Origin of the sequence: Acinetobacter sp., from assembly GCF_041919735.1 — a bacterium.
Taxonomy (GTDB): domain Bacteria; phylum Pseudomonadota; class Gammaproteobacteria; order Pseudomonadales; family Moraxellaceae; genus Acinetobacter.
Map to the genome: position 1 here is coordinate 1 of NZ_JAYRTF010000045.1, position 5,566 is coordinate 5,566.

Sequence of the window (5,566 nt, forward strand, 5' to 3'; positions counted from 1 at the left end):
TTAGTTTGATCTGATTATGCCGATTCGTCAATTTCAAGCCCAGCGTATGCATGCGCCTCGTGATTTTCAAATGATCAGTCCTGATCCACTGTGTGTGGAAATTGGGGCGGGCAAGGGTAAACATGCTTTATTGTTTACGGCCAATCATTCTGAGAAAAAGCTGATTGCGGTTGAGCGAACCCGTGAAAAGTTTGTGGCGATGCAGAAACAACATGGCTTAGAAGGTCAGCAGAATTTACAGCTGGTACATGCCGATGCTTTACCGTGGGTGGTACATGCCTTGCAACCGCAGCAGGTTGAACAGTTCTTTATTCTTTATCCTAATCCTGAACCGCATAATCCTGCGCAGCGCTGGTTGAATATGCCGTTTTTTGAGTTTCTGATTTCACGTTTACAAGTGGGCGGACAAATTACGTTAGCCAGCAATATTCCTGAATATATCGAAGAAGCACAGCAACAGTTGATTGAGGTGTGGAAGTTACCGTTTGTAAAAGAGCGCATCGCGGATAGTTCTGCGAGGACGCATTTTGAAATTAAATATTTAGAACGAGGCGAGCTCTGCCAACAGTTGATCATCACCAAACCTGAAGGTTATCGCACGCGTTTTGATGCGTTTCAGGCTTTGCAAGGTCAGAACCCGCAGGCGCAAGCTTCGGATCAAGCTGAATAAATCATGCCAAAGCGTATTGCAATTATTGGGGCGGGCCCAGCCGGTTTGATGGCAGCAGAAGTGTTGAGCCAATATGATGTTCAGGTCGATGTGTTTGAACAAAAACCATCTGCTGCACGTAAGTTCCTGATGGCGGGTAAAACAGGACTAAATATCTCTCATGCCGAAGCTGTGGAGCAGTTTATCGGTCGTTATGATCAAGCCGAATGGTTGGCACCTTGGATTCGTAAGTGGGATGCCACATGGATTCAAGCATGGATGAAAGGTTTAGGCATTGAGTCCTATGTCGGAACGTCTGGTCGTATTTTCCCGATTGAAATGAAAGCCGCGCCTTTATTACGTGCATGGTTGAAACGCTTGGTTGAGTCAGGCATCAAGTTTTACTATCGTCATCAATGCCTCAGCCTCAAAGAACATACACTTGAAATCAAGTCTTTGCTTAGTGATCAAGTGCGCAGCCAGAGCTATGATGCGATTGTCTTGGCTTGCGGAGCGGTGTCATGGTCTCAGCTCGGTAGCGATGGCGCTTGGCAAAACTGGTTGGAGGCCGATGAAATTGAGCCTTTTCAAGCCAGCAATGCTGGGGTAGAACATGAATGGTCTACCTATATGCAACCCGTCTTTGGTCAGCCACTGAAACGTATCGCAGCATGGGTGGGCGATGCCGAAAAAAGTATGGGCGATATCGTCATCACCCATTATGGCTTAGAAAGTGGTTTGGTCTATAAGCAAGGTCGAGCGCTGCGTGCGCAGCAAAAACAGCTCCAACCTTTAGTGTTAACGCTTGATTTACTGCCAGATGTCACTGTTCAAGAATTGGCTGTGCGCCTGAAACCTACGAAAAAACAGTCTTTAAGTAATGTTTGGCGTAAAGCAGGTTTAGATGCAGCCAAGGCCAGTTTAGTGAGAGAGTTAGTTGCAAAAGAACACTGGAATTACCCTGAACAATTGGCGCAGCAGGTGAAGCAACTCCAGATTCCTTTAACTGGTTTTCGTCCGATTGAAGAAGCCATTAGTTGTGCTGGCGGTGTGCGCCGTGAAGGCCTAAGCTCGCAGCTACAATTAAAATCCAATCCCGCCGTTTTTTTATGTGGGGAAATGTTGGACTGGGATGCACCCACAGGGGGCTACTTACTCACTGCATGTTTTGCAACCGGACGGGCCGCGGGTGAGGGTGTGATGCAGTATTTGAATGTGGCAAAAAAATCGCCATAAGCGATGCAACTGAAAATCAGCTGTGCTAATTTGAATAAAAAATTCAAGGAGCATCATGATGTCGGATCTTCAGCAGTATGTGGGCAGCTGCCTGTGCGGTGCAGTGACTTATCAAATTGATGGGCCGATTGGCGATATTATTCAATGCCATTGTCAAAAATGTCGCAAGGCCAATGGAACGGCATATGCAACCAATGCACCGATTGCTAAGGCGGATTTTAAACTGACCTCTGGTCAGGACGTTGTGAAAAAATATGCGTCGAGTGCAGGCACAGAGCGCTGTTTCTGTGGCAACTGTGGTTCACCTCTTGTCAGTATTAAAGCTGACACCCCTGAGTTTTACCGTTTGCGGATCGGCACTTTAGATACCCCGTTACAGCAAAAGCCGACGCAGCATATTTTTGTGGCGTCTCAAGCCGAGTGGGACAACATTTGTGATGTATTACCACAATATGCTGAACGCCCATAGTTAGAATAGATATAAGTAAAAGGGATCATCGGATCCCTTTTCTTTGTCTGCGATTGAGTTAGTAGCCTGTCGACATCGTATCTTGAGCTTTAGGATACTGCGACTGCCAGTGTTCAAGCTGCTCTTGAGCATGAATGAGCTCACCGAGGCCTTTCACGTTGTCATGTGGTGCTGCGGCTTTATCTTGGATGATTTTGGCTTGGTTATCCCAATATTGGTACATCAGAGTTTGAATGTAGCGCCCTTGTTCTGTTTTTAAATCCAGCTCTTTCAGCATATTCAGTGCAGACTGAATATTGTCTTGTTGACGTGTTTTTGCAAATTCATCCGTGAGCGTGCCTGCCTCACGCATTTTCATGAGTTCATCTTCCATTTCATCACTCATGCTACTAAAGCGCTGGTCATAGTCGACCAAGAGCGCAATATCGTGTGGATCATTGGCCGTTTTAGCAAAACTTTTGACGGGTTCAGAGCTGAGTTCTTGCAGAATTTTATCATCGTTCGAAAGCATGTCTTGCTCAGCAGATTCATTGGCTTTATTACAGCCTGTGAGGATTAAGCTGCCACCTAAAAGAAGCGGCAGTAGAACCTGTTTCAATGAAAGAGTATGTGGGTTCATATCGGTGTCCTATTATTCTGCTATTTTTTGAAAGTGATAGGCATAGGTGATGTAAGGAAAACTAATTTCGTCCTGTGGCTGTTTGCCCGTGTACTGCTGCACAATTTGCTCAAACTGATGTTTTAAATCCTGCTGTTGCGCCTTAGGCATTGCGGCAATAAAGCTGGTCGAAAGGAGGCGTTTTGAGACCACTTGTTCTACTGTACCTGTTTGCTGCTGTGCAAACTGATGCAAGCTTTTAAGCTGAAATAAGGTTTGATGTTCAAAGACTTTTTGCCATAGCCCACTATGATAACGCGGAGTCTCTCCTTCTAAAGGAGCGAGCCGTTCTGCGAGCGCATTGACCCAGTCGACTTGAGTGTCGCGTTGGTTCCAGACCAAGCCCAAATGCCCTTGCGGTTTCAGGACACGATGAATTTCCTTTAAACTGTCCATGTTGGCAAACCAGTGGAAAGCCTGCGCAGATAAAACTGCATCGATACTTTGCGATGGTAGGGGAATATGGTCACTAAAGGCTTGTAATGTTTCCACCTGTGGGTAAGCCAGTTTGAGCTGAGCTAACATTTCGGTAACAGGTTCGATGGCAGTGAGCTGTCCACTATGTGGAATCAGATAAGGTAGAAACTTTCCTGTACCCGAGGCAAGATCAATCACACGTGAATTTGCGTTTAAATGCAGTTGCTCGGTGAGCCAAGCATGGATCTCTTGTGGATAACTTGGACGCACTTGTTGATAAAGTTCAGCAGCTGCACTAAACCCGTGTTGTGCCGCAGGATGGAGTAATTGTGTCATATTTTGCGCTTTTTTATCTGCTCTGCATCTATAAAATAACACATTTGGTTCGATGAAATCGCTTATGCTGTATGGAACGAACATGACCTCACTTTATAGGAATGAAATCTCTCAGCATGGACATGGCGAAACAAATTATTTTTGAAGACGAACAGATTCGTGTCATTTTTTTACAGGGTTCATCGGACGAACTTATTTTCTCTTTTGGCGACCTGATTACCCGTGCCAAGGGAACGTCGATCAATGCAGAAAAGTCGCTAGCCAAGTTTGGCTTTAATGTGGTTGGCATTATGCCAAAACAAAAGTCATGGTTTCCAGAGTCTTCGATGTTAGCGATGTTGGATGCAATTCGCGCTTGGATTTCACCCTTTCAAACCCGCATTGCCTATGCAGGGTCAATGGGCGGTTATGCTGCGATTAAATACTCTAAACTGCTTGGTTTTAAGCGCGTAGTAGCTTTGGTGCCGCAGTATTCGATTGACCCAGAACAGGTGACCGATAACCGCTATAACATGTTCTATCAGCCTGAGCTGAACCATGACATGCAGGTACAGCCGAAGGATGTCTCGGTAGAGTGTGAATACATTTTTATTTATGACCCTTACTGCCCTGAAGACCGTGCGCACTATGAAAAATTACAAACGGTCGTGCCGAACCTGAAAACCCTGAACTTACCTTTTACAGGGCATGATGCGATTGCCGTTTTAGCCAGTTCAGATTTGCTACATGATTTTCTACGTCATGAGTTTGATGCGCCGTATTTTTATAAAAAAATTCGTGAAGTGAAAAAGAACAGCAAGTTTTATTACCGGAAAGTGATCGAAAACTTGTTGCCACGTCACCGCTTTTCTTTGGGACGCATTCTGAAAAATAATGAGCTTGAGTTAGACGGTCAGTTTTTTGATAGCAAACTCAAACAAAGTATTATCCGTGAGTTACTTAGCAATCGACAAGTGAGCCAGACCGATCTACTGAAACTGGGCATTCAGGTCAATTTGCCACAAGAAAGTAGCTGTCAGTTGATGGATAATTTTGGACATGGTTTAGTGTTCAATATGATCAGTCAGAAAATTGAAAGCTATGCACCAGATGCCATTGCACTGAATCATAAGTTTCTGCTGCCGATTTTTGCCAAGGGCAATGGGTTAGTACATATTTACTATAACGACATGCGCTATACCATCGTCATGAATGACAGACAGATCATGAAATTGGTACATGAACAAGCCGAATTAAGCGCTGGAATGCATCCATTGTTAATGAAAAAATACAGTGATTATTATCTGATTAGCTATAAGCAGTTTAACTTTAGCTGTGATGAATATGGTGGTTTTGATTTGGTCGAGGATATTCCAGAAACAGCGCAGTTTTTAGTCTCAAGCGATACTGAATCAGATGTGTTTCTATGATGCGTTTATGTGATGTATTCCTATAGGGCTTTGGTCTAAAGCCAAGCTCTTGTTTTCCGTCCTATTTGGTTTAATATGAAAGTATTGTTTGTATTTTAAACAATAGGGATAAAGATCAAATAGGGTGGAAGCAATGCAAAGACATTGGTCGGCTGTATTTATAACATTATTGTTTATTTCAACATCACAAAGCGTACTGGCACAAAGTTTAGACCCCGCCTATCTGACATTCGGTGGTGGCTTGGTTCTTCTGCTGATCCTGACTTTTTATGTGATTAAACAGATCAGTATTTCTATTCGTATTCATCGTAATAAGCCCGTTAAATAGCGGGCTTTTTTCTGTGTGTTGCGGCTATTTTTAAGTGGTGAAGACAGTGTTTACGTTGAAAAAA

6 protein-coding genes are annotated in these 5,566 nt (G+C 44.1%); 4 read left to right on the forward strand and 2 right to left on the reverse strand.

Annotated features, from left to right (window positions below; all coding sequences use genetic code 11):
• Positions 1-10 precede the first annotated feature (10 nt).
• From ACE3T3_RS15695 to ACE3T3_RS15705, 3 genes are read left to right on the forward strand one after another with little or no spacing between them, the layout of a single operon-like run.
• Complete coding sequence (locus ACE3T3_RS15695) at positions 11-670, forward strand: tRNA (guanine-N(7)-)-methyltransferase (protein ID WP_262470083.1); 660 nt, start codon at positions 11-13, stop codon at positions 668-670.
• Between the two features lie 3 nt (positions 671-673).
• On the forward strand, positions 674-1,885 hold the full coding sequence (locus ACE3T3_RS15700; RefSeq protein WP_262470057.1) for a TIGR03862 family flavoprotein: 1,212 nt from the start codon (positions 674-676) through the stop codon (positions 1,883-1,885).
• A 58-nt stretch (positions 1,886-1,943) separates the two neighbouring features.
• A complete protein-coding gene (locus ACE3T3_RS15705; RefSeq protein WP_058868835.1) occupies positions 1,944-2,354 on the forward strand; it encodes a GFA family protein in 411 nt (136 codons plus the stop codon).
• A gap of 58 nt (positions 2,355-2,412) precedes the next feature.
• On the opposite strand, the gene ACE3T3_RS15710 is transcribed toward ACE3T3_RS15705, so the two are convergent.
• Both ACE3T3_RS15710 and ACE3T3_RS15715 read right to left on the reverse strand, forming a co-directional pair.
• Complete coding sequence (locus tag ACE3T3_RS15710; protein WP_131229895.1) at positions 2,413-2,973, reverse strand: hypothetical protein; 561 nt, start codon at positions 2,971-2,973, stop codon at positions 2,413-2,415.
• Positions 2,974-2,985: 12 nt separating this feature from the next.
• On the reverse strand, positions 2,986-3,765 hold the full coding sequence (locus tag ACE3T3_RS15715) for a class I SAM-dependent methyltransferase (protein ID WP_374668580.1): 780 nt from the start codon (positions 3,763-3,765) through the stop codon (positions 2,986-2,988).
• A 122-nt stretch (positions 3,766-3,887) separates the two neighbouring features.
• On the opposite strand from ACE3T3_RS15715, the gene ACE3T3_RS15720 reads away from it, so the two are divergent.
• The gene (locus ACE3T3_RS15720; RefSeq protein WP_374668577.1) at positions 3,888-5,174 is read left to right on the forward strand and encodes a hypothetical protein; all 1,287 of its coding nucleotides are present in this window, start codon (positions 3,888-3,890) and stop codon (positions 5,172-5,174) included.
• Positions 5,175-5,566: the final 392 nt, after the last annotated feature.

What these genes read in the sequence shown, in the direction of transcription:
- ACE3T3_RS15715 (WP_374668580.1), bottom strand. Translation starts at nt 3,765, where the DNA reads ATGACACAATTACTCCATCCTGCGGCACAACACGGGTTTAGTGCAGCT.
- ACE3T3_RS15720 (WP_374668577.1), top strand. Translation starts at nt 3,888, where the DNA reads ATGGCGAAACAAATTATTTTTGAAGACGAACAGATTCGTGTCATTTTT.
- ACE3T3_RS15700 (WP_262470057.1), top strand. Translation starts at nt 674, where the DNA reads ATGCCAAAGCGTATTGCAATTATTGGGGCGGGCCCAGCCGGTTTGATG.
- ACE3T3_RS15705 (WP_058868835.1), top strand. Translation starts at nt 1,944, where the DNA reads ATGTCGGATCTTCAGCAGTATGTGGGCAGCTGCCTGTGCGGTGCAGTG.
- ACE3T3_RS15710 (WP_131229895.1), bottom strand. Translation starts at nt 2,973, where the DNA reads ATGAACCCACATACTCTTTCATTGAAACAGGTTCTACTGCCGCTTCTT.